Here is a 22978-nt window from a genome sequence, read left to right as displayed (position 1 = left end):
ACCCCTGCGCAGACACGACAGGCAAAGCGCAGGATTATGTTGGCTGTTCAATACACTTACGCATAAGGTTGCCGTAAGGGGATCCGCGTCATTGGCTTTGACAAACATTTGGGCTTGTTATACGCTTTAGATATATACAAGGTTATCAATACAAATAGGCGAAGCCATCCTGCCGACTGCCGATACCTCCCTTCTGCCGGTCGCAGGACAGCACGCTGCACGGCATGGGTTTCAGGGTGGAGCAAAGCATATGAAAGATCTAGTTTTGGCTGTTGTTGGCGGCACCGGCGCGCTTGGCGGCGGCTTGGCCCTGCGGCTTGCGCGGGCCGGGTTCAAGGTCTCGATCGGATCGCGCGATGCGGGCCGCGCGGCGGACGCCGCCAAAGAGGTTGCTGATGCAACCGGGTCGGACCGGATCAGTGGGACCGACAATTTCTCGGCGGCCAAGGACGCGGATATCGTGTTCGTCACTGTGCCATTTGCCAGCCAGAGCGCGACACTCGGCGATATCGCATCGGTTGTGAAGGGCAAGATCGTGGTGGATACCACCGTGCCTCTGGTTCCGCCCAAGGTCGCGCGCGTGCAATTGCCAGCGGAAGGATCTGCTGCGGCAATCGCGGCCAAGGCGCTGGGTGACGATGTGCGTCTGGTCACGGGATTTCACAACGTGTCGTCCCACAAGCTGAGCGGCGAAGGCGAGACGGGCTGCGATGTGCTGATCTTTGGCGATGATGTCGAGGCGCGCGAGCAGATCGTCGAGATCACAAACCAACTTGGCGTGCGCGCCCTGCATGGCGGTCCGTTGGACAATTCGGTCGCGGCCGAGGCGATGACATCCCTGCTGATCGCCATCAACAAGCGTTACAAGGTCAAGGATGGTGCAGGCATCATGATCACCGGCATTCCGGCCGGTTGAAATTCGAGGTCCCGCCATGAGTGTCCGCGCCCTCAGCTTCCTCATACCCGGCTCGATCCCTAAAATTGCTCAACGGGACGATCTGGTTTGTGTCATTCTCGACGCTCTGGAACGGGACGGCCAGGCGTTACAACCCGGCGATATCGTCGTCGTTGCGCAAAAGATCGTCTCAAAGTCCGAAGGCAAAACTGTTGATCTGGGGGCCATCACGCCCTCAGATGATGCCAAGGCGCTGGCGGAAAAGACCGGCAAGGATCCCAGATTGCTCGAAGTGATCCTGACGGAATCAAGCGACGTTCTGCGCGCAAAGCGCGACGTCTGCATCGTAGAGCACAAGCTGGGGCATATCATGGCGAATGGCGGAATAGATCATTCCAACATCTCCGCGCCAGAAGATGGCGATGACATGGTGCTATTGTTGCCCGACGATCCTGACAGGTCGGCGCGGGCGCTGCGCGCAGGATTTGAGGCCGCAGGCGGCGCGCCCATCGGTGTGGTGATCACGGATAGCTTCGGGCGGCCCTGGCGGCTGGGCACGGTGGGGGTGGCCATCGGCGTTGCTGGACCTGCCGCGCTGATCGACCGGCGCGGCGAGCGTGATCTGTTCGGTCGCACGCTGGAATCCACGGAAATCGGTTTCGCTGACGGCATTGCAGCCGCCGCCGTTCTCGCCATGGGGGAAGGGGCCGAAGGATCGCCCGTCGTCGTCATCCGGGGCCTGCCTTGGGAGGATACGCAGCAGGCGGCGCACGATGTCCTGCGCCCGCGCGACAAGGACATGTTCCGATGAACGGCGCGCGCTTCACCGGCAAGATCGCGGCGCTGTGCGGCGGTGTGGGCGGGGCCAAACTGGCGCTGGGCCTCTCGCATCTGCTGGAGCCCGACCAGTTGTCGATCATCGTGAATACCGGGGACGATTTCGAGCATTTCGGCCTCGCGATTTCGCCGGATATCGACACGGTAATCTACACGCTTTCAGGCGAGGTGAACCCCGAAACCGGCTGGGGCCGCAAGGATGAGACTTGGCGTTTCATGGAGGCGCTGACCCGCCTCGGCGGTGAAACGTGGTTCAACCTTGGCGACACCGATCTGGCGACGCACGCGTTTCGCACTGGGCGGCTGGCGGGCGGGGCCGGGCTGACCGACGTTACGCGCGAGATTGCCCGCGCCATGGGCATCAAGGTAGCGATCCTTCCGGCGACGGACGATCCGATCAGAACCGTGGTCGAAACCGATGAGGGCGCTCTGCCGTTCCAGCGCTATTTTGTGGGCCGTCAATGCCAGCCCGCTGTGCGTTCGCTACGCTATGAAAACGCCCGCAACACGCGCCCCACGCCGCAGGTCGTCGCGGCGCTGGAAGCACCCGATCTGGCGGCGATTGTGATCTGCCCGTCCAACCCGTTCCTGTCGGTCGAGCCGATCCTCGCCATTCCGGGCATCCGCGAGCGCATAGAGGCGCGGGATGTCCCGGTGATAGCCATCAGCCCGATCATCGCGGGGCAATCCATCAAGGGGCCGCTCGGCAAGATGATGGGCGAGTTCGGAATGGCCTCGGACGTGGCCAGCATCGCCGATCACTATCGCGGTCTGGTGGACATCCTAGTCGTTGACGAGGCCGACCGCGAGGCCGTCTTTGACGGGACGAAAAAGCGGGTGACCAAGACACTGATGAAGACATTGGACGACCGCATCGCGCTGGCCGATTTCGTGCTGCGCACCGCAATCGACGCGAAAGGGGATACGAAATGAGCGCATTGGGACATATCAAACCCTTAGATGTCTGGGCCCTCGTTCCGGTCAAGGCACCAATCTGGGCCAAGACGCGGCTGGCAGAACTGCTCAGTGATAGCGAGCGGGCGGACCTGCAATGGGCCATGCTTCAGGACGTTCTGGATCAATTGCTAGCCTCCAAGGAGTTGGCAGGCGTGGCAATCGTGTGTCCGGACCCGCGTATTCAGGCCTTGGCCCAAACACGCGGTGTCCGCGTGATCGGGGATGAACCGCCGCGCGGCGGGCTGAACGCGGCCGTGGCGCTGGGCACCGAGCGGCTGAGGCAGGCGGGCGCCGATCTGGTGGTGATCCTGCCGGGCGATGTGCCGATGCTGGATGCGGCCGATATCGACCGGGCGATCCTGTGCGCGATTCAAAGCGACGCGACAGTGGTGGTCCCTGATACGAACCTTGAGGGGACCAACGCACTTGTGTTCCGCACGGAGCGTGTCCCGCAGTTTCAATTCGGCAAAAACAGTTTCAGCCTTCACTCGCAAGACGTCTCAAACGGCCCGGTCAGTACGCTGCGGCTGCCGTCTATTGCGCGCGATATCGACTGGCCGGACGACCTGGCCGCCCTGCGGCGGCTGCGTGGGGACGGGGCTGCGCCTCAAACGAATTCAGTCTTGGAAACCTGCGCATATCTGACGACCGCAAAGGAATTGGAGAAAAGCCAATGACAGATCAATTTCCAATCCAAAAATGGGCGACCCGCATCGCCTCGGGTGGTAGATTGTCCAGTGCCGAGGCAGCGTCGCTAGAGCATGTGGATGACCTTGCTTCGCTTTGCCATGCGGCATCGCTTGTGCGGGACGAAGGGTTTGGCGATACCATGTCAGTATCGCGCAAGGTATTCATTCCGCTGACGAAACTCTGCCGTGACGTTTGCCACTATTGCACGTTCGCCCACCCGCCAAAGCGCGGTGAAAAGGCGTTTATGACCCCTGACGAGGTCTTAGAGATCGCCCGCGCCGGCGCGCGTGCTGGATGCGACGAGGCGCTCTTTACGCTCGGCGACAAGCCCGAGCTGCGCTACCGCGTGGCACGCGAAGAACTGGCTGAACTGGGCTATGCGACGACCGTAGAATACCTGACCGCCGTGGCGCGCATGGTGCTGGAGGAAACCGGCCTGCTGCCCCATATCAACGCCGGGATCATGAGCGAGGATGAAATCCTAGCCCTGCGCGAGGTATCGCTATCGCAGGGCATCATGCTGGAAACGGTTTCGGACCGCCTCAGCGAGCGGGGAATGCCGCATTTTGGATCGCCCGACAAAGTGCCGGCAGTGCGTCTGGCCATGGTCGAGGCCGCCGGACGGGCCGCTGTTCCCTTCACCACCGGCATTCTGATCGGCCTTGGCGAAACGCGCGCCGAGCGTATTGAGGCGCTGCTGGCGCTGCGCGATCTGCACGAGCGGTATGGCCATATACAAGAGATCATAATCCAGAACTTCCGCGCCAAGCCGGGTACGAAAATGGCTGATGCGCCCGAGCCCACGCTAGAGGATCATCAATGGACCATCGCGGTGGCCCGGCTAATTTTCGGCGCCGAGGTATCTGTCCAAGCGCCGCCAAACCTGCGCTCGGGGGAACTGGGGCCACTTGTGAAGGCCGGGCTGAACGACTGGGGCGGCGTGTCGCCTGTCACGCCCGATCACGTCAATCCCGAAGCGCCGTGGCCCGAACTGGATCAGCTGGGGCGCGAGACGGCCGAGGCGGGCAAGGTGCTGGTGCCGCGCTTGGCAATTTATCCGGCGTGGCTGCGAGATGCTGAAAAGTGGCTCGCCCCCAAGGTGCTGACTGCGGCGCTGAAAAAGGCCGACGGTCAGGGTTATGCGCAGGAGCATCTCTGGCGCGTCGGCAGGCAGAACCAAACCGCGCCTGTCGAGGTGCCGCTTAGCGCCGGACCAGCGCTGTCGACGCCGTTGGCGCGCGCGATTGATCGCGGCGTCGCGGGGCGCACATTGTCCGAAGAGGATATGGTCGCCCTGTTTTCCGCGCGTGGCTCACACGCGTCTGCGGTGCGATCCGCCGCCGATGCCGTGCGCAAGGAAAAGAACGGCAATCAGGTGCAATATGTGGTCAACCGCAACATCAACTACACCAATCTTTGCACCTACAAATGCACCTTCTGCGCCTTTTCCAAGGGCAACACGGCCGAGCATTTGCGCGGCAAACCCTACGATCTGGAACCGTCCGAGATTGCGCGCCGCACGACTGAAGCATGGCAGCGCGGCGGCACTGAGGTCTGTATGCAGGGCGGCATCCATCCCGACTACACCGGCGACACCTATCTGGAAATCTGCCGGATCGTGAAGGGTGCGGTGCCGGACATGCACATTCACGCCTTTTCGCCGCTGGAAGTGTCGCAAGGTGCGCAAACGCTGGGCCTGCCCGTCGCCGAGTACCTACAGATGCTCAAGGATGCGGGCCTAGGCACCTTGCCTGGCACGGCAGCCGAAATTTTGGACGAGGAGGTGCGCCGCAAGCTGTGCCCCGACAAGTTGTCGACCGATGAATGGCTATCGGTGATCGAGGCCGCGCATGGCGTCGGGCTGCGCACCACCGCAACGATCATGTATGGCCACATCGACGGCTATCACAATTGGGCGCGCCACCTGAACCGAATCCGCGCCTTGCAGGAAAAAACAGGCGGGTTCACGGAATTTGTGCCGCTGCCCTTCGTGCATATGGAAGCGCCTGTTTACCTGCGCGGCGCGGCCCGTCAGGGGCCGAGTTACCGCGAGGCCGTGCTGATGCACTCGGTCGCGCGACTGGCGCTGAATGGGGCCATCGATAATATTCAGGTTTCATGGGTTAAAATGGGTGCAGATGGTGTAACAGCGGCGCTGAATGCTGGGGCCAACGATCTAGGTGGCACGCTGATGAACGAATCCATCAGCCGGGCGGCGGGTAGCGAGTTTGGTCAGGAAATGTCACCGGACAAGATGGACGCATTGATTCGTGCCTCGGGTCGCATCCCCAGCCAACGGACCACCCTATATAAACCGGCGGCGCCTGAGCTGGTTGATCGGTCCTATGCGGCCGCTGAAATCATGCCGGTCGTTCAGTCGCGCGCGGGCAAACATGCGCGCTTTGGCGGTGCCGCGCAAAAAAGAAAGATCCCGGCGGAGTAGCGTCCGCGCCTTAGGGCGCGTCGTCGTCGCTCATATCGTCACGCAGACGCTCCTCAAAGCGGAATTTGCACCGATCAACCCGATAGCTGACCAGCCCGGTCTCGATGGGGCGGCGCTTCTTGGCGAACCAAGTGTAGTTGCTGGTGAACACCAGCGCCCTGTTGGCCAGTCCGAGGGCGGCGGCGACATCCTGTGACGACGACAGGATCTCGCTGTCCCAGCGCACGCGTCGGATTTTTTCACCGATCGCATTTTGAATTATTTCCGAGCAGGCCTTGGTCTCGGCCTGAGCGGGGTCAATTTTGTTGCCGATTTCGTCGGGATAATAGCGTTGATCATGGCAAATGACCTGTTCCTCGACCAAGCGCACCAGCGACAATCGCGTAACGAGGCTACCTGCGGGCAATTCCAGCTGTTGCAGGAATTTCGGCGGTGCGGTGACGCTCTTTTCAAAGGACAGAACCTGCGTTTTAAAGTCGATGCCGTGGCTCTTCATGTCCGCTTCAAAGCTGAGGAAGGGCGAAAAGGTCCGGACCAGTTTTTTGGGGCTTACGATGGTGCCACGACCCCGCATACGCGAGATCTGACCACTGTTTTCCAGCAACTCCAGCGCAGCCCTGACAGTGATGCGGCTAACCTCAAAGCGCTTGGACATCTGCTCTTCCGTCGGCAGCAGGGAATTGGGCGACAGTTCGACCAATTCGCGTTCGAGGGTTTCCGCTATGTCGACGTATCGAGGTTTTATGTTTCGCATCTATACACTCTTCAATTTCCGCGCAGGGTCTTGAATGGAGTACCTGCGAATGGGCCTGTATCAAAGGCTATTGGCCGCCGATGCGACGTTTCCCAACTCATGTTGCACAACCGTCCCGCTTATAGCGAAATAGAAGTGCAACCACCGAATAGGCAAAACAAAAGACAATCTGATCTTATTGTCCTAACAGTCAAGTCGATACATCAATACTAATTTGTATTGACAACCTATTTACTACCTCATTAGCTTGGTTACTGAAGGCGTCTGGTGAAACCGTTGGGCGCTCGTTTTCATAATCGTGTGGAGCAGAGGTCTATCACCTCACACACCATGCGGTTGCCACAGCAATCAGGTCGGCTTCATTTCCTTGGGCCGGGCCGCAAACGTCAGCAAGCGGAGATCATCAGCCATGGAATCAGTGCGTATTGGTGTCGATATCGGTGGCACGTTCACTGATGTGACTGTTCTGGATGAAAAGGACGGTGGCGTTACGATCGCCAAAGTTCCCAGTCGCCGGAGCGATCCGGGTGGTGCATTGCTGGACGGGGTGAAAACCGGCCTCGAGGCAGCTGGCGTCGATGCCTCAAGGGTCAACCTTCTGGTGCACGGCACGACAATCGTCACCAATGCCGTTCTGGAAAACAAGCTGCCCAAGACCGCGCTAGTGACAACCGAGGGCTTCAAGGACGTGCTGGAGATTGGACGTCATTTTCGCCCTGACATGTACGATCTGCAACAGGACCGCGCAGCACCGATCATCCCGCGCAACCGCCGGTATGGCCTGGAGGAACGGATCGCGGCAAATGGTGAGGTACTGACAAAACCTGACCGTGACGCATTCCGCAAGCTGCTGGACGGCATCAAGGGCGACGATGTTGAGGCGGTCGCGATCTGCTTTCTCAACTCATACGTCAATCCCGAAAACGAGGCGCAGGTGCTGGAATGGCTGAAGCAAGAGATGCCTGATGTCGCCGTCTCGGCCTCGCATGACGTCTGCCGCGAAATGCGCGAATTCGAGCGGATCAGTACCGTTTCGGTGAACGCCGCAGCGATGCCGCTGGTCGCCAAATATCTCAGCGAAATCACCCCGAACATCCGTGAGATTCTGCCCAATGCCAAGATCCTGCTGATGCAGTCGAATGGCGGGTCGCTGACCGTCGAGGCGGCCAAATCATATCCCGCCCGTATCCTGACCTCCGGCCCCGCAGGCGGCGCGCTGGCGGTGCAGAGGATGAGCAAGGCGACGAAAATCCCGAACCTTCTGGGCGTCGATATGGGCGGCACCAGTACTGACATCTCGCTGATCCAGAACGGCGAAGTGCAGATGACGACCGAGGCCGAAGTCGCTCATCGCCCGATCAAGCTGCCGATGATCGACATCAATACAATCGGCGCGGGCGCGGGCAGCATTGCGTGGCTGGATGAGGCGAACGGCCTGCATGTCGGCCCCCACAGCGCCGGGTCCGATCCGGGGCCGGTGGCCTATGGCAAGGGCGGCACAGAGCCGACCGTGACCGACGCCAACATCGTTCTGGGGCGCCTCTTGCCGCAATACTTTGCCAATGGCCGCATCAAGCTGGACATTGAGGCGTCGCGCCAGGCGATCAAGAAAAAGATTGGCGACCCGCTGAAGATGTCGATCGAAGAGGCTGCCCAAGGCATCATCCGCATCGCCAACGCCAATATGGAGCGGGCTGTGCGCGTCTCGTCCGCCGAAAAGGGCTTTGATCCGCGCATGATCACCATGATCGCGTTCGGTGGTGCGGGGCCTATGCACGCGGCGGCGCTAGGCAAGGCAGCGGGCATGCCCACGGTTCTGATCCCCGGTCAGCCCGGCGTTTTCTCTGCCGTCGGCCTCGTCATGGCCGATATCCGCCACGATTTCGTACAGACCCGCATTCTGCGCGGGGATGAGATTACGCCAAAGGTGCTCAGGGAAGTTTACTCAGACCTCGAAGGGTTGGGTCGCGCCGCGCTAGATACCGACGCGGTTCCGGATGGCAAACAGGCCATCACCCGCACCGCCGATCTACGCTATGTCGGACAGGCCTACGAGATCAACGTGACCCTGCCCGAAGGCGAGATCGACGGGTCGCTGATCCAGACCATTTTCGACAGATTCCACGCGCAGCACAAACAGCTCTATGCGCATTGCCATCCCAAGAAAAAGATCGAATTCGTCAGCGGACGCCTGACCGCCACGGGGTCAATGTCGGCGCCGCCAATGGGCAAGTTCAAAGCGGCCGAAGGGCAATCGACGGCCACCCCCAAGACCGAGGGCACGCACCCGATCTATTTCGAGGAAACCGGCGATTACGTCGACACACCCATCTATTTCCGCGAAACGCTGACGCCGGGCGTCACAATCGACGGTCCCGCAGTCGTCGTCCAGCTCGATACCACCATCATCATTCATCCCGGTCAGAAGGCGACGGTCGACGACCTAGCCAATTTGCTGATCGACACGGGGGAGCAAGAATATGCGCGTTGATCCAATTACATTCGAAGTCGTGAACAACGCCCTTGTCGGCGTCGCAGAACAGATGGCCGCGACGATCCTGCGGACCTCTTATTCCACCGTTGTGCGCGAGATGCTGGATTACTCGACCGCCGTTTTCGACCCGGACGGTCATATCATTGCGCAATCCTGCCGCATCCCCATCCACCTCAATTCGATGTCGCGGTCGCTGCGCACCACTCTCGACGGCATTATCCCGATCGAGGAATGGAACGAGGGCGATATCATCATCACCAACGATCCCTACCTCGGCGGTCAGCATTTGCCCGACGTTCAGACCTTCATGCCGGTCTATTCGGACGGCAAGATCGTCGCGATCTGCGGCACGCTGGATCATCACCTCGATGTGGGCGGCATGCGCCCCGGCTCTTATGCTGGCGACGCGGTCGAGATCTTTCAGGAGGGGTTCCGCATCCCGCCGATCAAGTTGTTCGAAAAGGGCGAGGCGAACGAGCGTTTTCTGGCCGTCTTTGACGCGAACGTCCGCCAGCCCGACCAAACCGGCGGCGACCTGCGCGCGCAGGCGGCAGCGCTGAATATCGGACGCGACGGCGTTCTGGAACTGGTCGAGCGCTACGGCGTCGCGACGTTCGAGAACTGCTTGCTGGATGCCATCGACAATTCCGAAACCCGGATGCGCGCCAAAATCCGCGAGCTGCCCGAGGGTGACTATTTCGGCGAGTATCAGGTCGATGACGACGGCGTCACGGACGAGCGGATCACCGTCAAGGTCAAGCTGACGATCAAGGACGGCGGCATCCATCTGGATTTCACCGGCACCGACAAACAGCGCCGCGCCCCAACGAATGCCACGATCTCATCTTGTGAATCCGCATCCTATTTTGCGATCCTGTCGATACTCGATCCGACGATCCCGTCGAACTTTGGCCTCTACAAGCCGATCACGATTACCGCACCCGAGGGCACGGTCGTCAATGCGCAATCCCCGGCTCCGGTGGTGGGGCGCAACACGATTACGCACACTATCGTCAGCGCAATCATGAAGGCGTTGGCCGATGTGGTCCCGGATCGCGTGACCGCTGGTTACTACGCCAACTCGAACGTGCATATTCTGGCCGGTGACGGCACCGGCGAACATGCGCCCTGGATCCTGTTTGATATCGAAGTGGGTGGCGGTGGTGCACGCCGCACCAAGGACGGCGTCGATTGCTGGTCACAGGGCATCCATAACCTCGCCAACACGCCGATCGAGATGATTGAAGTCATGTATCCGCTGCAGTTCACCCACTATGAATTCCTGCCCGACACGGGAGGGGCAGGGCGCACCCGCGGCGGTCTGGGCGTGCGCCGCGACATCAAGTTTCTCGACAAAAGCGGCACGCTGGAAACTCAGTTCGACAAGTTCAAGGTCGAGCCTTTTGGGCTGGAAGGCGGGCATCCCGGCGCAGTCGGCAAGCTGTTCCTAAATCCCGACAGCAACGATCCCAAATCGTTGAGGTCCAAGACCAACAACCAGCGGCTCGAGCGGGGCGACATCTTTTCGATGTTCACCCAAGGCGGCGGTGGCTACGGCCCCCCCTCCGAGCGCAACAAGGACGCCGTCAAGCGCGACATTATCGAAGGCAAGCTGACCGCAGAGCGCGCCAAGGCCGACTATAACGTGGAGATTAGTTCCTGATGAAAATCACAGCACTCAATCCACAGATCATCCAACTGCCAGGAAGTTCGGACTACACTTGGCGCTCGCTTGAGGTGCCGATCGGGCGCTACGTCATCCTGCGCATCGAGACGGATGACGGCATCACCGGACTGGGCGAGGCGCCCGCGATCCTTAGCTGGGGTGGTGAAAATCAGCGCTACGCTGGCGAAGATCCTGAAATCGTCTGCCATCTGGTCAAATTCCTCTCGCCCAAGCTGATCGGTCGCGATCCGACCGACATCAAAGGTGCGCTGGCGATGATGGACGAAGGCGTGCGGGGTTTTCCCTACACCAAGGCTATGATCGAAAGCGCACTGCTGGACATCACCGGTAAAGCCGCCGGGATACCCGTCTATCAGCTGCTGGGTGGCGCTGCACGCACGTCCATTCCCGTCTGCCACAGCGTTGGCGTCGCTGCGCCGGAAAAAGCGGCTGACATGGCCCTGAGGGTCGTTGAGGACGGCATCAAGCACCTTCAGATCAAGGTGCCGGGCGATCCGGCAACCGACCTCGCCATCGTCAAGGCGATCCGCAAGGCAGTGGGCGACGACATCGACATGCACCCCGATATCAACCGCGGCTACAAGGACGCCAAAACCGCGATCAACAGCGCCCGCGCCATGACTGCCGAGGCCGGCATCTGGGCCATCGAACAGCCCGTCGAGGGTATTGATATGATGGCGCGAATCACCGCCGCAGTAGATATTCCGGTGATCGTTGACGAGGGCTGCTGGACACCATTCGATGCGATGGAGATCGCGCGGCGCAACTCTGCCGATATCCTGTCGATCTACTTTACCAAGGCGGGCGGGCTGATACGCTCGATGGAGATCGGCGCAATCGGGCGTGCGGCGGGGATGCCGATGAACGTCAATGGCTCGCTTGAGGGCGGCGTCGGTAATGCGGCGAACCTGCATCTGTCGGCGGCGCTGGAGGGGCAGGTGCTGCCCGGCGTCATCACGGTCAACACGCTGAAGGGCCGCGAGCAGACCAAGGTCGGCGGCGTTTTCTACACTGACGACGTAATTGCCGAACCGTTTGCCTATGCGGACGGCTGCTTGACCGTTCCGAACAAACCCGGCCTCGGGGTTGAGCTGGATGAGGACAAGATGAAAAAATACCGGGTGTCCTGAGCGGATACCGGGCACCAAGAACCGGGGGCGACGAACGCAAGCGCGCCCCGCCAACATCAAGGGAGTAAGCTATGTCTGCACAAATCGGAGTGAGCTGCGGAGGAGATTTCTGGAGCGACGAGGACATCATCGCCGTCGAGGAACTGGGGTTCGACTCGTTCTGGACGGGCGAGCATATCGTCTATCATCGTCCCATTCTGGAAGCGATCACCGTGATGACGCGCGCCGCTGCCCTGACCAAGAAGATCAAGGTCGGACCAGCGACGCAGCTAATCTCGCTGCGCAACCCCACGATCAACGCCAAGCAGTTGGTCAGCCTCGATGTCATGTCGGGGGGGCGCGTCCTGCTGACCGTCGGCGTCGGCGGCGACTATCCGCGCGAATTCCACGCCTGCGGCGTCGATATCAAGAAGCGCGGCCAGATCTGTCAGGAATCCATCGAGATCATGAAGAAATACTGGACCGGCGAGCGGTTCGACTATGACGGCAAGATCTTTCAGTTGAAAGACGTCGACATGCTGCCCAAGCCGGTGACGCCGGGTGGCCCGCCGATCTGGGTGTCGGGCCGTCAGGACGCCCCGATGAAGCGCGCGGCGACCATCGCCGACGGCTGGAACCCCTATATGTACACCGCCGAGCGCAGCGAATGGTCATTCAACCGGGTCAAGGATTTCGCCCACGAGGCGGGCCGCGAGCTGCCCAAGGATTACGCATTCTGTAATTTCATCTACGTCTCTATGTTCGACGACGAAAAGGAAGCCCGCGACTGGGGCATCAAGGAGCTGTCCTACCGCTACGAGCAGGACTTCACTGATCTGGTGGACAAGTATTGCGCCTATGGATCGCCGCAAAAGGTCAAAGAGTATCTGGCCAACTACATCGACGCCGGGTGCAATAACCTGATCATCGCGCCGATCATGCCGCCCGACGACCGCAAGAGCCATCTTGAGCGTCTGGCCAAGGAAGTTCTGCCGGATCTGCGCGCCATGACTCCCAAGGCGATCCTCTAAATTATCCGGGCCGTGCGGGCGATGCCCCGCGCGGCCCTTTCGCGACACCCGATGACATAGTGAATGGACCCAAGCCCGATATGACCCAGCACGCCCAGCCCAGACTGCTCGATCCGTTCCTGGCACCGAAATCCATCGCTATTATCGGCCTGTCGCGGTCCGCCATCGGCTCGCCCGTCAGCGTGCACACGACACTGGGCGACATGGGATATGAAGGGCGCATTTTCATCGTCAATCCGGGTATGGACTCCGCGCCGAACGCGACCGTCTGCAAGTCGATCCCCCAGTTGCCCGAAACGGTTGATCTGGCCATCATCTCGGTCGAGCGTAGCTCTGTGCCCGAAACGCTTGAGGCTTGTGTTGCCAAGGGGATCAAATCCGCCATTGTCATCACGCAAGGCTTTGCCGATGCCGACGAACTGGGTGCGAAATTGCAGACGCAGATCGATGAGATCATCGCGCGCGCAGGCATTCGCATTCTGGGGCCGAACACCATCGGGCTGGTCAATTCGCCCGCGAAATTCACGTCTTCCTTTATCGAGGTAACGCCTGATGATTTGCCTGTCGGGCAGGTGTCGCAATCGGGGTTTCTGATGATGGGCCATCATCTAGTCACGAACGAGCCTGCCGGCTATTGCACCTCTGTTGATCTTGGGAATGGCTGCGATATCAATCTGATAGACGTGCTCGAACATTTTGAATCCGAGCCAAGGATCCAAGTCATCGAGGTTCACGCCGAAGCGCTGAACGACGGACCTGCCTTTATCGAGGCGGCGTCGCGCATTTCCCATAAGAAGCCTATTGTCGCGCTCAAGGCGGGGCGCACCGAGGCAGGGCAGGCCGCTGTCGCATCGCATACAGGCGCCGTCGCAGGGCAGACGCGCGTTTCGGACGCGGCCTTGAGACAGGCAGGTGTCTTTCAGGCCGACAGCGCCGAAGAGTTGCGCAGTTTCAGCAAGTCGCTGGCATTTTTTGGTGCCATGAAAGGCAAACGCGTCGCCATCATGAGCTTTTCGGGCGGCGGGGCCGTTCTGGCAATCGATGCGCTGGACCGGGCCGGGCTGGAATTGGCCAAGCTGTCCGGCAAGACCATTGAAACGGTCAAGCGCCTCTTTCCCGACTGGATGGAGGTCGAGAACCCGCTGGATATCTGGATTCCTGTCGCCAAGGATCTGAACGACGCCTTTCCGCTGGTCATGAACGCGCTGATGCAGGACGAGGGGGTCGATGCTGTGATGTGCATCTATTGCTCCTACAATTTGCCAAAATATGATCGCTACGACGCCTCCGGTTACATCCGCGATCTGTCGGCGGCGGACCGCAGCAAGCCCGTGGTTTGCTGGAGTTATGGACAGGACATCGAAGGCTTCACTCGCACGATCGAAGAAAAACGTTCGGCCATTGTCTATCCGCGGCTGGACGACGCAGCGCGCGCGCTGGCGGTGCTGGCGCGGCATGGCGAACGATTGGACTCGTCTGCGACGAAGCTGGAGGCACCGAAGGCCGACAAGGCCGCTTCCAAGGTTGCGGCGGACATACTGGCCAAGTCAGGCGTGGAGGGTCAGGAATACCTCTTTACCGAAGCGTTTGAGATACTCGAAGCATACGGCCTGCCGCTGGCCAAATGGGCCGCCATCCGCGACGAATCCGAACTGGAGGGCAAGGCTGGCGCGCTAAATGCGCCGTTCTGCCTCAAGATCGACTCGCCCGACGTGGTTCACAAATCCGACAGCGGTGGTGTCGCGCTGGGCATCGCCAAGGCCGATTTGGCGCAGGCCTACCGCGATATGAAGGGCACCGTCGCAAGCAACGTGCCGGGCGCGCGGCTGAGCGGCGTGGTGGTGCAGGAAATGGCTGCCAAGGGTGCCGAAGTGATGATCGGCATGGTGCGCGATCCGTCCTTTGGCCCCTGCATCGTCTTTGGCACCGGGGGCGTTCATGCCGAGATCCTCGACGATTTCGCCTTTCGCATCGCGCCGCTAACGGCTGAGGACGCGCGCGACATGATTGACGAGACGGTGATTTCCAAGATCCTCGCCGGGGCGCGCGGCCAGAAGGGCGCAGATATAGACGCGCTGGTCGATGTGATCGTGAAAATCTCGCAGATTGCCGTCGCGCATCCCGACATTCAGGAAATCGACCTGAACCCGGTCTTTGCCGGGCCTGAAGGCGCGCATCTGGTCGACGCGCGGTTTATCCTGAGCCAAGGTGAAGGGGCCTGAGACAGCCCGGCATCCCCGCGCAACCGCAAGTGACGAGAGAACAACATGACCGCAGTGGATAAAAAGATCGAACCGTCCGCGAATGTCGGAAAATCGGTTCTAAGGCTTGAAAATCAGGCCCTGCTGCGCGGCCGCGGTCGGTTCATGGATGATATCGCGGTGCCTCAGGGGACGCTGCACGCCGCTGTCCTGCGCTCGCCCCATGCCCATGCGGAAATCGTGTCGATAGACTACACCGCCTGCCTGGCACGACCCGATGTCTTTGCCGTCGTGACCGGCGCCGAGATGATGGAATACACCGACGCCATGAAGACGGCAGTCGACACGCCAATGGAATATTATGGTGTCGCCACCGACCGCGTACGTTTTGTGGGAGAGCCGGTGGCCGTCGTTTGCGCGGTGGATCGCTATGCCGCGGAGGACGCGCTGGACGATATCAAGGTGCGTTACAAAACGCTGCCAGCCGTCATTGATCCGGTCAAAGCACTGGACGAGGGCGCGACGATCATCCACCCGCAGATGACGTCGAACGCCTATTCGACCCATCATTTCAAGCACGGCGATCCCGACCGGGCCTTTGCCGAGGCCGAGGACATCATCGAATTCACCATGGAATATCCGCGCAATTCGATCCCTCCGATCGAGTGTTTTGCCTGCGTGGCCGAATACCTGCCCGAAACCGGCGGCTACGATGTGCTGTCGAACTTTCCCGGTCCCTTCGGGATGCAGCCAGTGATGGCGTGGGCCTTGCGGGTCAAGGGCAACAGGCTGCGGATGCGCACGCCTACCAATGCGGGCGGCAATTTCGGTACCAAGCTGTGCATGTTTCCGCAGATCGTGGTGATGTGCGTCGCTTCGCGTCTAGCGGGGCGTCCTGTGAAATGGCTGGAGGACCGGCTGGAAAATCTGGCGGCTGCCAACTCGGCCCAGAACCGCGTGATGACGCTGCGCGCCGCCCATACAGCCGAGGGCGAAGTGACCGCGATGGCGTGCGAGCATTGGGACGACAATGGCGCATACCTGCGCGCGCCGATGCCGGGGCCGATATTTCGGATGCACGGCACTACGTCCAACGGTTACAAGATGAAGCATCTGGACGTGAAGATGAATATCGTCGCCACCAACAAATGCCCCAGCGGTGCGGTGCGCGGCTTTGGTGGCCCGCAGCTATATTTCGCGTCCGAGCGGCTGATGCACAAGCTGGCGCGCAAGCTGGGCAAGGACCCGCTGGAGATCACGAGGCTGAACCTTATACCATCCGATAGCTTTCCTTACCTCGCACCCGCCGGTTCGCTATACGATTCCGGCAATTTTCAGCGCTGTATTGATGAGGGCGTCGAGCAGGGCAATCTGGCTGGCCTGCTGAAACGTCGCGAAGAAGTGCGTGCGCGGGGCGGCTATTACGGCATCGGCTACGCCACTGCGGTTGAGCCGAGCCAGTCGAACATGGGTTACATTTCGATCCTCAAACCCCAGCAAGAACTCAAGCATTCCAACCCCAAGGACGGGGCAATCGCTAACGTTACGGTCGCCGTGGATTCGTCGGGCGCGGTCAATGTCGTTTCGGAATCGGTGCCGCAGGGACAGGGCCATGCCACGGTTCTGGCGCAGATCGTGTCAGACCAACTGGGCCTTACGCCTGATGAGATCACGGTTAACCTCGAACTCGACACTGAAAAGGACGCGTGGTCCATCGCTTCGGGTAACTACTCCAGCCGCTTTGCGCCCGCCATCGGCAGCGCGGCGCAGGAGGCGGCGGTGCGTGTGCGCAACAAGCTGGCGACCATCGCCAGCACCCGCCTGAACGTGCCGGTCGATCAGATCGAATTCGGCGGCGGCCTGATTTATGCGCGCGACAACGCCGACAACTCGATGAAGTTTCACCGCACCGCCACGCAGGCGCACTGGTCCCCTGGCAGCCTGCCTGAGGGGATGGAGCCGGGGGTGCGCGAGCGTGTGGCATGGTCTGCGTCCGAACTGACCCCTACCAACGAGTTGGGGGAGGTCAACTCGGAGTTGGCCTATGGTTTTGCCTTTGATTTCTGTGGGGTCGAGATTGACCCAGATAGTTTCGACATCCGTATTGATCGCTATGTTTCCGCACACGATTGCGGCACGATCCTGAATCCGGCCATCGTCGACGGGCAGGTTGGCGGATCGTTTGCCGCGGGCCTTGGCGCCGCGCTATACGAAGAGTTCGTCTATGACGACGATGGCGCGTTTTATTCCGGCACTTTCGCCGACTACCTCGTCGCCACCGCGCCCGAGATGCCGCAACTGGACATCGTGCATTGCACGCCGACGCCATCGCCCTACACCGCGCTGGGCGCGAAGGGCATTGGCGAGGGCAACACCTATTCTACCCCGGTCTGCATCGCCAACGCCATCGCCGATGCGCTGGACCTGGACGATATCGTGCTGCCCATGTCGCCGTCGAAGGTGGCGGAACTGCTGATGGGGGACGAGCCTGCACCGCCCGAAGGCGCAGCAACGCAGCCCGCTAAACGCACAGGCGCCGGGCGCGCCCTGACCGGCGAGGGCAAGACCAGCGTTCCCGCCTCGCCGCAGGAGGTCTGGGATATCTTGCTGGACCCCAAGGCGCTGGCGCGCGTCATTCCCGGCTGTCATGAGTTGGAGGAGGTCGGCCAGAACAGTTACCGCGCCGACGTGGACATGGGCGTTGGCCCTGTGCGCGGACGGTTTGAGGCGAACGTCACGCTCAGCGATCTGGACGAGCCGAAAAGTGCCACGTTGACTGGCGATGTTGCCGGGCCGCTGGGCAGCGGCGGCGGCAATGGGCGTGTCACGCTAACGCCCGAAGAGGGCGGCACGCTGGTCACCTACGCCTATGAGGTCACCGTATCCGGCAAGGTCGCGTCGGTCGGTGGGCGGATGCTGGACGGCGCGGCGCGCATGGTGATCGGGCAGTTTTTCAACGGGCTGGTGCGCCAGACGGGTGGAACGGTGTCCGAGGGATTGTGGACGAAGGTTAAGCGCAAATTGGGGCTGGGCCAATGAAGCCACCATCATTCGATCTGGTCATCGCCGAGACGGCCCGCGACGTAACCGCCTGCCTCAAAGAGCATGGCACGGACGCCAAGATTATTGCCGGCGGTCAGTCCCTGATGGCGATGCTGAACATGCGGTTGGTCAAACCCAAGGTGCTGATTGATATCTCGCGCGTGGCTGATCTGGACTATATCCGGCGCGATGGCGATTTCGTGGAAATCGGCGCGACCGTCATTCAGGCGCAACTGGAGGACTGGCCCGAGTTGCACAGCGCGCTGCCCATAGTCGCCAAGGCGATGCCCCATATCGGTCACTTCCAGACCCGCAATCGTGGCACCGTCTGCGGGTCGATCTGTCACGCCGATCCCAGTTCGGAACTGCCGCTGTTGCTGGCAACCTTGGGTGGCGAGGTGGTGCTGACCGGCCAGCGTGGCAAGCGGGTGCTGAAGGCGGATGAGTTCCAGACAGGTATGCTGAGCACGGCCTGCGGCGAGGGCGAGTTCGTCACAGCGGTGCGGTTTCCGGCGGCCAAGGCGGGGCAAGGCTTTGCCTTTGACGAGGTCGCGCGCCGGCATGGCGATTTTGCCGTCGTCTCGCTGGCGGCGGTCGCGACGGGCCAGGACGTCCGGCTGGGCGTCGGCGGTGTTGCCGACCGACCCACGGTGCTGGAACTGAACTCCGAACAAGGCAGCGATCTGGATGACAAACTGAACGCGTTCGCATGGGCGCTCGGCGCCAGCGACGACATCCATGCCAGCGCGCGTTACCGGCGCGAACTGGTCAGGCGGCTTGGAAAGAAACTTGTGAATGAGGCCCGCGATGCAGCGTCTTGATAGCCAGGAAAAACACCGTGTCACGGTCACCCTGAACGGCAGGGAGGTCGAAGGCAGCGCGCGCCCCAACATGCTGCTCAGCGATTTTTTGCGCGCCGAACTGGGCGCGACCGGCACCCATGTTGGCTGCGAACATGGCGTTTGTGGTGCCTGCACCGTGCGCGTCGATGGCAGGGCCGTCCGGGCGTGCCTCTACCTTGCCGTGCAGGCGGGCGGGCGGCGGATAGACACGATTGAGGGTCTGTCTGAAACGGACGGCAGCTTTGGCATATTGCAGCAGGCATTTCACGAGAGTTTCGCGTTGCAATGCGGGTTTTGCACGCCCGGTTTCCTGACTACGCTGGATCACTATCTGGAGGTCAATCCCGATCCCACCGAGGCCGAGCTAAGGGACGCCCTGAGCGGCAACATGTGCCGCTGCACTGGCTACAGCGAGATCATTACCGCCGCGATGCTGGCCGCCAAGCGGCTGCGCGACCGCAGCCAGTCGAACCCACAAAAGAAATAAAAGAGTTGCCAGATCGTATTTTGTCATAACAAATAGGTTGTGATAACATTTTGCCGAATTGGTCGGCCATGAGGGCGCATCGACAACGCGGGAGCGGATTTAAGCGATCAGCGTCGAGCGCGACCAACTCTTTGGATTGCCTGTGTGGGGCCGCTTGGCGCCTACAGGATTTAGACGGAAAACAGGGGACTAAGCAGATGGATTTTGCCCAGATCATCGTCAACGGCCTCGCTCTGGGTGCGTTATACGCCTGTCTCGGCGTTGGCTTTTCCCTCGTCTGGGGGGTGCTCAACGTCATCAACATGCTGCACGGATCGTTCATCGTTCTGGGCGGCTATCTGGCCTATTTCATGTGGTCCTACCTCGGCATTCATCCGCTGTTCGCGCTGCCACTGGTGGGCGCGCTGATGTTCGCTCTGGGCTATGGACTGCAATACACGCTGATCAACAAGATCGTGCACGCGCCCGTGCTGACGACGCTGACGCTGACCTTCGGCCTCGACATGATCCTCTATAATCTGATGACGGTCTACTTTTCGGCCACACCGCGCCGGATACGGCTGGACATGGGTAGTTTTGAGTTCATGGGCGTCTTTATGCCCGCGGACCGACTGGTGGGCGTCGCACTGGCATTCCTGCTGACGGGCCTGCTGTTCTACGTCATGCGTTCGTCCAAGATCGGCCGCGCTATTGTCGCGGTGCGTATGGATACGGTCGCCGCGCAACTGATGGGTATCCGCATCAACAATATCTACGCGATCACCTTCGGCATCGGCGCGATGATGGCGGGACTGGCGGGCGTGATCTTTGTGATGGTTTTCCCGACGACGACCAGCGTTGCGGGCGTCTATCTGGGCAAGGCGTTCATCGTTTGTGTTGTCGGGGGCCTCGGATCGGTACCCGGCGCGCTGGTCGGCGGGCTGGTGCTGGGCATTGTCGAGAGTTTGTCCGCGCATTATTTCGGGCCGCAGAACGCCCCGATCGTGGGCTTCCTGTTGCTCCTGTTCCTGCTGCTCGTCAAACCCACCGGCCTTGTCGGCGTGAAGGGGTATGAATGATGGCCAAGCTGGGAACGCTTCTTTTTATCATCTGGATCATCGTGCTGGGCACGACGCCGTTCTACGCGGAGAACCATATCGTCAGGGTCGCGATCACCATTGCCATGTTTTCGACCATGGCAATGTCGTGGAACATCATCGGCGGCTTTGCCGGATACCCGTCGCTGGCCACCGCCGCCTTCGTCGGTGTCGGCAGCTACGTGGGGGCCGTTTCACAAATTAACGGCGTGCCTATGGTAGCCGCATGGCTGCTGGCCACGTTGTTCGTCTGCATCCTGTCCGCCGCTGTGGGCGCGCTGCTGCTGCGCCTCAAGGGACACTACTTTGCCATCGGCTCTATCGTGCTGGTCGAGCTGTTTCGCCTGATAGTTTCATCGTGGTCGTCGCTGACCGGCGGTGGCAACGGGTTGAACGTGCCGATCCTGCGCTGGGAGCCTGATGAGGTCGCCAAGCTGTTCCTGATGGTCATGCTGGGCCTTATGGTGCTGGCTTACATCATGAACGTGTTGGTCAAAAACCATCGTCTCGGATTTGGGTTACAGTGCATCCGCCAGAATGAGGATGCCGCCGACATGGTCGGTGTCGATACCACGAAATACAAGGTGATCGGATTTGTCCTGTCGACCATGCTGTGTGGCACGGTCGGTGCGGTCTATGCGTCGTGGGTCGGCTATATCGATCCGTCGGAATCCTTCCAGATCGTCGTGACGCTGAAGGTGCCGGTGATGGCACTCCTAGGCGGCGCAGGCACGGTATTGGGCCCGGTCATCGGTGCTGCGACATTCATCGTTCTGGAAGAGCTGGTCTGGGTCAATTTCCTTAGCTGGAACCGCGCCATCCTGGGTGTGCTGATCGTGATCCTGATCTTCTTTTTGCCCCATGGCATCCTGAACATCGGACTGTTTTCCAAGCTCAGAAGGAAAGCTGCCGCTAAATCGAGGAAGGGCGACTCATGACCAGACCGGTTGTCGAACTACACTCTGTCGCGCGCTCCTTTGGGGGAATCCAGGCGGTGCGCGACGTGTCATTCAAGCTGGAAGAGGGCGAGATCGTCGGCCTTATCGGCCCCAACGGCGCGGGCAAGACGACGCTGGTGAACTGCATCACCGGCGTTCATCCCCCGACCTCTGGCAAGGTGATCTTTGACGGCAAGGACGTGACGCGGCAGAAACCGTTTCAGGCGGCGCGCAGCGGGCTGTGTCGCACCTTTCAGGTGGTGCAGCCGTTCCCGGAAATGACCGTGATGCAGAATGTCGCGGCTGGCGCGCTCTTTGGCCAAAAGATCGACCGCCTGTCGCAGGCCTATGACGCGGCGTATGAGTATCTCGATTTCGTCGGGATCGCTGACTCTGCCGATATGCCCGCCTCGGCGCTGACCCTTGCCAACCGCAAGCGGCTGGAACTGGCCAAGAGCCTCGCGATGAAGCCGCGCGTTCTGATGCTGGACGAGGTGAACGCCGGTCTCAACTCGGCCGAGATCAACGGCGCGCTGGAACTGATCAAGAAAATATCAGAGCGCGGCGTGTCGATCATCATCATCGAACATCTGATGAAGGTCATCATGACCCTGTCGCAGCGCATCATCGTGCTGCATCACGGCGAACTGATTGCCGAAGGCGACCCGCAGCAGGTCGTCGATGATCCAAGGGTGGTCGAAGCCTATCTGGGCGAGAAATTCGCCAAGCGCCTGACGGAGGAAAATCATGGGTGAGCCGCTCCTGAAGATTTCGGGCCTCATGTCGGGCTATGGCGATGTCCAGGTTCTCTGGGGTATTGATGTGGCCGTGAACGAGGGCGAACTGGCCTGTCTGGTCGGGTCCAACGGCGCGGGCAAGACGACGCTGATGCGCACGATTTCGGGCATATGCACCGCCACGGGCGGCAGCACCCATTTCAACGGCGTCGATATCACGTCGGCCTCGCCCAATGCGATCCTGAGCGCCGGCATCGCACATGTGCCCGAGGGCCGGCGGCTGTTTCGTGGCCTCACGGTCAAGGACAATCTGCTGCTGGGGGCTTACCTTCGCAAGGACAAGGACGCGATCGAGCAGGATCTGGAACGTGTCTATGATCTGTTCCCGATCTTGCGCGAACGTCGGCGTCAGGACGCGACGACGATGTCGGGTGGACAGCAGCAGATGTGCGCCATTGCACGCGGGATTATGTCGCGGCCCAAACTGCTGATGATCGACGAATTGTCGCTGGGCCTCGCGCCGAAACTGGTCGAGGAACTGGCCGAAACGCTGGTCGAGATCAACAAGCAAGGCACGACAATTATTCTGGTCGAGCAGGATGTCATGACGGCGTTCGAGCTGGCTGATTATGCCTTTGTGGTTGAAACCGGCAAGGTCATGAAGGCAGGCCCGACAAGCGAACTGATCGACGATCCGATCATCCGCGAGGCGTATCTGGGCATGTAGTTTAGCAGCCGCCGGAACCCGCCCGGCGGTC

General features: G+C 60.7%; 18 protein-coding genes. 17 read left to right on the top strand and 1 reads right to left on the bottom strand.

Going from position 1 to position 22978, the window contains the following annotated elements; all coding sequences use genetic code 11:
* Positions 1–250: 250 nt before the first annotated feature.
* The 5 genes from npdG to cofH are packed head-to-tail and all read left to right on the top strand — an operon-like array spanning position 251 to position 5822.
* Positions 251–916, top strand: a complete 666-nt coding sequence (gene npdG, locus U3654_RS14390) for an NADPH-dependent F420 reductase (protein WP_324752239.1) — start codon at positions 251–253, stop codon at positions 914–916.
* 16 nt (positions 917–932) lie between these two features.
* The gene (gene cofE, locus U3654_RS14385; protein ID WP_324752238.1) at positions 933–1706 is read left to right on the top strand and encodes a coenzyme F420-0:L-glutamate ligase; all 774 of its coding nucleotides are present in this window, start codon (positions 933–935) and stop codon (positions 1704–1706) included.
* Complete coding sequence (gene cofD, locus U3654_RS14380; protein WP_324752237.1) at positions 1703–2665, top strand: 2-phospho-L-lactate transferase; 963 nt, start codon at positions 1703–1705, stop codon at positions 2663–2665. Before cofE ends, cofD begins: the two co-directional genes overlap by 4 nt.
* On the top strand, positions 2662–3366 hold the full coding sequence (gene cofC / locus U3654_RS14375) for a 2-phospho-L-lactate guanylyltransferase (protein WP_324752236.1): 705 nt from the start codon (positions 2662–2664) through the stop codon (positions 3364–3366). Before cofD ends, cofC begins: the two co-directional genes overlap by 4 nt.
* Positions 3363–5822 (top strand): 5-amino-6-(D-ribitylamino)uracil--L-tyrosine 4-hydroxyphenyl transferase CofH, encoded by a 2460-nt coding sequence (gene cofH, locus U3654_RS14370; RefSeq protein WP_324752235.1) that lies wholly within the window; start codon positions 3363–3365, stop codon positions 5820–5822. The genes cofC and cofH overlap by 4 nt, the downstream gene beginning before the upstream one ends.
* Positions 5823–5832: 10 nt before the next feature.
* On the opposite strand, the gene U3654_RS14365 is transcribed toward cofH, so the two are convergent.
* On the bottom strand, positions 5833–6576 hold the full coding sequence (locus tag U3654_RS14365) for a GntR family transcriptional regulator (protein ID WP_324752234.1): 744 nt from the start codon (positions 6574–6576) through the stop codon (positions 5833–5835).
* Between the two features lie 409 nt (positions 6577–6985).
* Here U3654_RS14365 and U3654_RS14360 point away from each other — a divergent pair, with 409 nt between their 5' ends.
* The 12 genes from U3654_RS14360 to U3654_RS14305 all read left to right on the top strand — a co-directional run bounded on the left by U3654_RS14360 (position 6986) and on the right by U3654_RS14305 (position 22947).
* A complete protein-coding gene (locus tag U3654_RS14360; RefSeq protein ID WP_324752233.1) occupies positions 6986–9067 on the top strand; it encodes a hydantoinase/oxoprolinase family protein in 2082 nt (693 codons plus the stop codon).
* Entirely contained in the window at positions 9057–10733 is a 1677-nt protein-coding gene (locus tag U3654_RS14355; RefSeq protein WP_324752232.1) for a hydantoinase B/oxoprolinase family protein, read from the top strand. The genes U3654_RS14360 and U3654_RS14355 overlap by 11 nt, the downstream gene beginning before the upstream one ends.
* Positions 10733–11887 carry a mandelate racemase/muconate lactonizing enzyme family protein gene (locus U3654_RS14350; protein ID WP_324752231.1) on the top strand — a complete coding sequence of 385 codons (1155 nt, stop codon included), beginning with the start codon at positions 10733–10735 and terminating at the stop codon, positions 11885–11887. Before U3654_RS14355 ends, U3654_RS14350 begins: the two co-directional genes overlap by 1 nt.
* Positions 11888–11958: 71 nt before the next feature.
* Entirely contained in the window at positions 11959–12897 is a 939-nt protein-coding gene (locus U3654_RS14345; protein WP_324752230.1) for an LLM class flavin-dependent oxidoreductase, read from the top strand.
* Between the two features lie 80 nt (positions 12898–12977).
* Positions 12978–15119, top strand: a complete 2142-nt coding sequence (locus U3654_RS14340) for an acetate--CoA ligase family protein (protein WP_324752229.1) — start codon at positions 12978–12980, stop codon at positions 15117–15119.
* Positions 15120–15164: 45 nt separating this feature from the next.
* On the top strand, positions 15165–18137 hold the full coding sequence (locus U3654_RS14335) for a xanthine dehydrogenase family protein molybdopterin-binding subunit (protein WP_324752228.1): 2973 nt from the start codon (positions 15165–15167) through the stop codon (positions 18135–18137).
* Positions 18134–18961, top strand: coding sequence for an FAD binding domain-containing protein (locus U3654_RS14330; protein ID WP_324752227.1), 828 nt, complete (start codon positions 18134–18136; stop codon positions 18959–18961). The genes U3654_RS14335 and U3654_RS14330 overlap by 4 nt, the downstream gene beginning before the upstream one ends.
* The gene (locus U3654_RS14325) at positions 18948–19469 is read left to right on the top strand and encodes a (2Fe-2S)-binding protein (protein ID WP_324752226.1); all 522 of its coding nucleotides are present in this window, start codon (positions 18948–18950) and stop codon (positions 19467–19469) included. The genes U3654_RS14330 and U3654_RS14325 overlap by 14 nt, the downstream gene beginning before the upstream one ends.
* A gap of 197 nt (positions 19470–19666) precedes the next feature.
* Positions 19667–20527 (top strand): branched-chain amino acid ABC transporter permease, encoded by an 861-nt coding sequence (locus U3654_RS14320; protein ID WP_324752225.1) that lies wholly within the window; start codon positions 19667–19669, stop codon positions 20525–20527.
* Positions 20524–21483: a branched-chain amino acid ABC transporter permease gene (locus U3654_RS14315; protein WP_324752224.1), complete on the top strand. Its 960-nt coding sequence runs from the start codon at positions 20524–20526 to the stop codon at positions 21481–21483. The genes U3654_RS14320 and U3654_RS14315 overlap by 4 nt, the downstream gene beginning before the upstream one ends.
* On the top strand, positions 21480–22238 hold the full coding sequence (locus tag U3654_RS14310) for an ABC transporter ATP-binding protein (RefSeq protein WP_324752223.1): 759 nt from the start codon (positions 21480–21482) through the stop codon (positions 22236–22238). The genes U3654_RS14315 and U3654_RS14310 overlap by 4 nt, the downstream gene beginning before the upstream one ends.
* Positions 22231–22947, top strand: coding sequence for an ABC transporter ATP-binding protein (locus tag U3654_RS14305; RefSeq protein ID WP_324752222.1), 717 nt, complete (start codon positions 22231–22233; stop codon positions 22945–22947). Before U3654_RS14310 ends, U3654_RS14305 begins: the two co-directional genes overlap by 8 nt.
* Positions 22948–22978 lie beyond the last annotated feature (31 nt).

The organism is Roseovarius sp. Pro17 (assembly GCF_035599575.1).
Lineage (GTDB): Bacteria > Pseudomonadota > Alphaproteobacteria > Rhodobacterales > Rhodobacteraceae > Roseovarius.
This window is presented reverse-complemented; position numbering and strand designations above follow the sequence as displayed.

What these genes read in the sequence shown, in the direction of transcription:
- U3654_RS14320 (WP_324752225.1), top strand. Translation starts at nt 19,667, where the DNA reads ATGGATTTTGCCCAGATCATCGTCAACGGCCTCGCTCTGGGTGCGTTA.
- U3654_RS14360 (WP_324752233.1), top strand. Translation starts at nt 6,986, where the DNA reads ATGGAATCAGTGCGTATTGGTGTCGATATCGGTGGCACGTTCACTGAT.
- U3654_RS14340 (WP_324752229.1), top strand. Translation starts at nt 12,978, where the DNA reads ATGACCCAGCACGCCCAGCCCAGACTGCTCGATCCGTTCCTGGCACCG.
- U3654_RS14310 (WP_324752223.1), top strand. Translation starts at nt 21,480, where the DNA reads ATGACCAGACCGGTTGTCGAACTACACTCTGTCGCGCGCTCCTTTGGG.
- U3654_RS14315 (WP_324752224.1), top strand. Translation starts at nt 20,524, where the DNA reads ATGATGGCCAAGCTGGGAACGCTTCTTTTTATCATCTGGATCATCGTG.
- cofD (WP_324752237.1), top strand. Translation starts at nt 1,703, where the DNA reads ATGAACGGCGCGCGCTTCACCGGCAAGATCGCGGCGCTGTGCGGCGGT.
- U3654_RS14365 (WP_324752234.1), bottom strand. Translation starts at nt 6,576, where the DNA reads ATGCGAAACATAAAACCTCGATACGTCGACATAGCGGAAACCCTCGAA.
- U3654_RS14325 (WP_324752226.1), top strand. Translation starts at nt 18,948, where the DNA reads ATGCAGCGTCTTGATAGCCAGGAAAAACACCGTGTCACGGTCACCCTG.
- npdG (WP_324752239.1), top strand. Translation starts at nt 251, where the DNA reads ATGAAAGATCTAGTTTTGGCTGTTGTTGGCGGCACCGGCGCGCTTGGC.
- U3654_RS14305 (WP_324752222.1), top strand. Translation starts at nt 22,231, where the DNA reads ATGGGTGAGCCGCTCCTGAAGATTTCGGGCCTCATGTCGGGCTATGGC.
- U3654_RS14345 (WP_324752230.1), top strand. Translation starts at nt 11,959, where the DNA reads ATGTCTGCACAAATCGGAGTGAGCTGCGGAGGAGATTTCTGGAGCGAC.
- U3654_RS14350 (WP_324752231.1), top strand. Translation starts at nt 10,733, where the DNA reads ATGAAAATCACAGCACTCAATCCACAGATCATCCAACTGCCAGGAAGT.
- cofC (WP_324752236.1), top strand. Translation starts at nt 2,662, where the DNA reads ATGAGCGCATTGGGACATATCAAACCCTTAGATGTCTGGGCCCTCGTT.
- cofH (WP_324752235.1), top strand. Translation starts at nt 3,363, where the DNA reads ATGACAGATCAATTTCCAATCCAAAAATGGGCGACCCGCATCGCCTCG.
- U3654_RS14335 (WP_324752228.1), top strand. Translation starts at nt 15,165, where the DNA reads ATGACCGCAGTGGATAAAAAGATCGAACCGTCCGCGAATGTCGGAAAA.
- U3654_RS14330 (WP_324752227.1), top strand. Translation starts at nt 18,134, where the DNA reads ATGAAGCCACCATCATTCGATCTGGTCATCGCCGAGACGGCCCGCGAC.
- U3654_RS14355 (WP_324752232.1), top strand. Translation starts at nt 9,057, where the DNA reads ATGCGCGTTGATCCAATTACATTCGAAGTCGTGAACAACGCCCTTGTC.
- cofE (WP_324752238.1), top strand. Translation starts at nt 933, where the DNA reads ATGAGTGTCCGCGCCCTCAGCTTCCTCATACCCGGCTCGATCCCTAAA.